Raw genomic sequence first — 3,775 nt, 5'->3', positions numbered from 1 at the left:
CTGCCGCCCTCGGGCACGACGTACGCGTCCTCGGCGTCCGCCGCGCGGAGCACGGCCGCCAGGGTCTCCGGCTCGGCCTTGCGGCGGTACGCCGACCGGTCGACGAAGTGCAGCCGCATCCCGTCGGCCGAGCACCGGGCCAGCGAGGAGTTGAGCGGGCGGCCGGCGAGTTCCTGCCCGCGCACCACGCCGACCGTGCGCAGGCCGAGCAGCCGGCCGGCGGCGGCCGTGGCGCGCAGATGGTTGGAGTACGCGCCGCCGAAGGTGAGCACGGTCCGTCCGGCCGCCTCTTCGAGGTTCGGCGCGAGCTTGCGCCACTTGTTGCCGACCAGCTCGGGGTGGATCAGATCGTCCCGCTTCAGCAGGAGCCGCACCCCGTGCCGCTCGAACCGCCCGTCCGTGACCTCCCGAAGCGGGGAGGGCAGCCGTGGGCGCAGACCCGCGAGGGTGTCGCGGGGGTCGGGGTCGGGGTCGTCGGAGCCGGTCACCGGGCCATTGTCGCCCGCGGCTCCTCGCGGCTTCGGCCGCGGTCCCGGAACGTGCCGATCAGGGAGGGGCCGCCCCGCAGGCACCACAGCGCGATCACCGGGTCGCAGATCGCGCAGCCCAGGGACGACGTGTGGGCGAACGGGATGATGGGGTTGCCCTTGACGTGGTGGACGACGTCCCACGCGGTGTGCAGCAGCCAGCCGACGCCGATGAACGTCCAGGAGTCCAGGCCGCGGAACGCGACATAGGTGACCAGCGCCGTGAAGGCGAACTCCCAGCCGCCCAGCCCGCCGCCGCTGAGGTAGGCGGCGCCCGCACCGGCGACCATGAGGGCGTTCAGGTGCCGCCGGTGCGGTTCACGGACGAGGGACATCAGCAGGGCGTAGAGGACACCGATGCCGACCGGGGCGACGTACTGCATGGCGAGGCCTCCTCCTGGGACCGTCAGGGACGGTTCACCACGCTAGGAGCGGGCCGCCACGGGTCCCAGGGGGACGAGCGACAGTTTCCAACGGGTTGTCGCCGACCGGGCCGTGCGCCGTCGCGCCCGTGCGTCACTTCAGCCGGTCGCCGATCCGTTTCCTCATCGAGCCCATCGTGAACCCGCGCGGGTCCACCTTCCCCGGCTGCCACTCCTTGTGCCCGATCACCGACCGCTCGTTCCAGCCGTGATGACGGCACACGGCTGCCGCGGCCTTCTCGATGGCCTCCAGCTGGGCCGCCGGCCAGGGGTCCTCGCCGTCGCCGAGGTTCTCGCACTCGAATCCGTAGAAGTGCCGGTTGCCGTCGGTGTTCGCCTCGTTGTCCTTCGGCAGCGCCCTCTCGGCGATCACCGCGCGGAGCACGTCGTCGTCGCCGAGCCCGGCGTGGTTGGCCCTGCCGTAGCCGACGAGGTGCACCCGGCCGTCCTTGGTGATGACGCCGTGGCACAGGGGTCCGGGCAGACCCTCGTAGCCCTTGCGGCAGATGTCGACCGTGCGGGCGCTGCCCTTGGTCACGGTGTGGTGGATCATCACGCCGTGGACCGGACCCCACGGGCCCTTGTGGTTGCGGTTGTGGTCCCGCCAGTCGCCGACCTCGACGACCGTGAGTCCTTCCGCCTTCAGAGCGCGCAGGAACGCGCTCGCGGACATGGGTGGGGCCATGACCGCCCTCCTTCGTGCCGGACGGCGGCCGCCCTTCGCAACCGCTCGCTACCGGGCCTATACCTAAAAGGAGCGAGTTCAACTACTCGTCCGTCTCCTGTGCGAGCCGATCCGGACAATTTCCTTCCGGTACGGCGTCGCCGAACGGGTGCCCATGTGTGCCCAGTCTCCCCAAGATCCAATCCCGCTCGATCGGGTAATGGTGCGCGCACGCTGCGTGAGGAAGGCTTGATCGCGCAATGCCACGCCCGGCGCGGCCGGGTGCGGGATCACCATTGGGGAGGGCGATTCTCTATGTCGGTAGGCGAAGAGGTCCGCACGGAGCAGGCCAGGCAGCAGCAGAGCCTCGGTACGGCGGCTGCGCGGAACCTGGCCACCACGACCAAGTCCGTGCCGCAGATGCAGGAGATCAGCTCGCGCTGGCTGCTGCGCATGCTGCCCTGGACCGATGTGCAGGGCGGTACATACCGGGTCAACCGGCGGCTGACGTACGCCGTGGGTGATGGCCGGATCACGTTCGTGAAGACCGGCGACCGCGTCGAGATCATCCCCGCGGAACTGGGCGAGCTTCCGGTGCTGCGGTCGTACGAGGACGAGGAGGTGCTGACCGAGCTGGCCGCCCGCTGCCGGCAGCGGGAGATCGGGGCCGGCCAGGTCATCGCCTCCTTCGGCAGCCCGGCCGACGAGGTGTACCTGCTGGCGCACGGCAGGGTGGAGCGGGTCGGCACCGGCCCCTACGGCGACGACGAGTCCCTCGGAGTCCTCGCCGACGGCGCCTACTTCGGCGAACAGGCGCTGCTGGGCGAGGACGCCATCTGGGAGTACACCGCCCGCACCCTCACCGCCTGCACCGTGCTCGTGCTGCCGCGCGAGGCCGTCGAACAGGTCGCCGAGCGGTCGGACACCCTGCGCGAACACCTCCGCCGGCGGCTCACGGTCCCCGGACAGCGCACCAACAAGTACGGCGAGAAGGAGATCGACCTCGCGGCCGGTCACAGCGGGGAGCCGGACATCCCGCACACCTTCGTCGACTACGAGGCCAAGCCGCGCGAGTACGAACTCAGCGTCGCCCAGACCGTGCTGCGCATCCACACCCGCGTGGCCGACCTCTACAACCAGCCCATGAACCAGACGGAGCAGCAGATCCGGCTGACCGTCGAGGCACTGAAGGAGCGTCAGGAGCACGAACTCGTCAACAACCGCGACTTCGGCCTGCTCCACAACTGCGAGTACGACCAGCGGATCCAGCCGCACGACGGCGTGCCGAGCCCCGACGACATGGACGAACTGCTCAGCAGGCGGCGCGGGACCAGGCTGCTGCTCGCGCACCCGCGCGCGATCGCCGCGTTCGGCCGCGAGCTCAACAGGCGGGGACTCGTCCCCGAGACCATCGACATGGGCGGCAACCGCATCCCCACCTGGCGGGGAGTGCCGATCTTCCCGTGCAACAAGATCCCGGTGACCGAGGCCCGGACGACCTCCATCATCGCCCTGCGCACCGGTGAGGAGGAGCAGGGCGTCATCGGACTGCGGGCCGCCGGGATCCCCGACGAGATCGAGCCGAGTCTGTCCGTGCGGTTCATGGGCATCAACGAACAGGCCATCATCAAGTACCTGGTCACGGCCTACTACTCGGCCGCGGTCCTGGTACCGGACGCGCTCGGCGTCCTGGAGAACGTCGAGATCGGCCGTTGGCGATGACCTGCCGCCGGCTCCCGCCCCGCACGCCGTGTCCCCGCCCGTCCGGGCGGGTACACCTCGGAGGTACGCGCTCGACGGGTGCGGAAACGCCGCACCTGTGCTCCTTCACCGAACCGGTCCCAGGGGGAAGTCGATGACGGAGTCCATCACGGAGCCGAAGACGGGGCTTACGGCGGAGAGCACGGCCGAGATGCCGGCGGTGCCGGAGCAGCGGCCCGGTGACGGGCACGAGGCGACGGTCCTGCTGGAGCGGGCACGGGCCGCGGTCGACCCGGTGCTGCGGGCCGCCCTCGGCTCGCTGCCCGGCCCGATGCGCCGCGTCGCGCTCTACCACTTCGGCTGGGAACAGGCGGACGGCACCCCGGCCGGGGGCGGTTCGGGCAAGGCGATCCGCCCCGCCCTGGTGCTCGCCGCGGCCTCCGCCCTGGGCGGGCCCGTGG

Annotated in this window: 3 protein-coding genes and 2 pseudogenes; 2 read left to right on the top strand and 3 right to left on the bottom strand. The window is 71.1% G+C overall.

What is annotated here, in order from left to right:
• The 3 genes and pseudogenes from B7767_RS19680 to B7767_RS19670 form a co-directional block, all read right to left on the bottom strand.
• Window positions 1–488, bottom strand: a pseudogene (locus tag B7767_RS19680) (pyridoxal-phosphate dependent enzyme); the annotation flags it as partial.
• On the bottom strand, window positions 485–910 hold the full coding sequence (locus B7767_RS19675) for a DUF6010 family protein (protein ID WP_085573335.1): 426 nt from the start codon (window positions 908–910) through the stop codon (window positions 485–487). The pseudogene B7767_RS19680 and the gene B7767_RS19675, both read right to left, overlap by 4 nt.
• A 133-nt stretch (window positions 911–1,043) precedes the next feature.
• Complete coding sequence (locus tag B7767_RS19670) at window positions 1,044–1,634, bottom strand: N-acetylmuramoyl-L-alanine amidase (RefSeq protein ID WP_179167205.1); 591 nt, start codon at window positions 1,632–1,634, stop codon at window positions 1,044–1,046.
• A gap of 294 nt (window positions 1,635–1,928) precedes the next feature.
• Here B7767_RS19670 and B7767_RS19665 point away from each other — a divergent pair, with 294 nt between their 5' ends.
• A complete protein-coding gene (locus B7767_RS19665; RefSeq protein ID WP_085573333.1) occupies window positions 1,929–3,335 on the top strand; it encodes a family 2B encapsulin nanocompartment shell protein in 1,407 nt (468 codons plus the stop codon).
• A gap of 190 nt (window positions 3,336–3,525) precedes the next feature.
• A pseudogene (locus B7767_RS19660) lies at window positions 3,526–3,775 on the top strand (polyprenyl synthetase family protein); the annotation flags it as partial.

Origin of the sequence: Streptomyces sp. 13-12-16, from assembly GCF_002114215.1 — a bacterium.
Lineage (GTDB): Bacteria > Actinomycetota > Actinomycetes > Streptomycetales > Streptomycetaceae > Streptomyces.
This window is presented reverse-complemented; position numbering and strand designations above follow the sequence as displayed.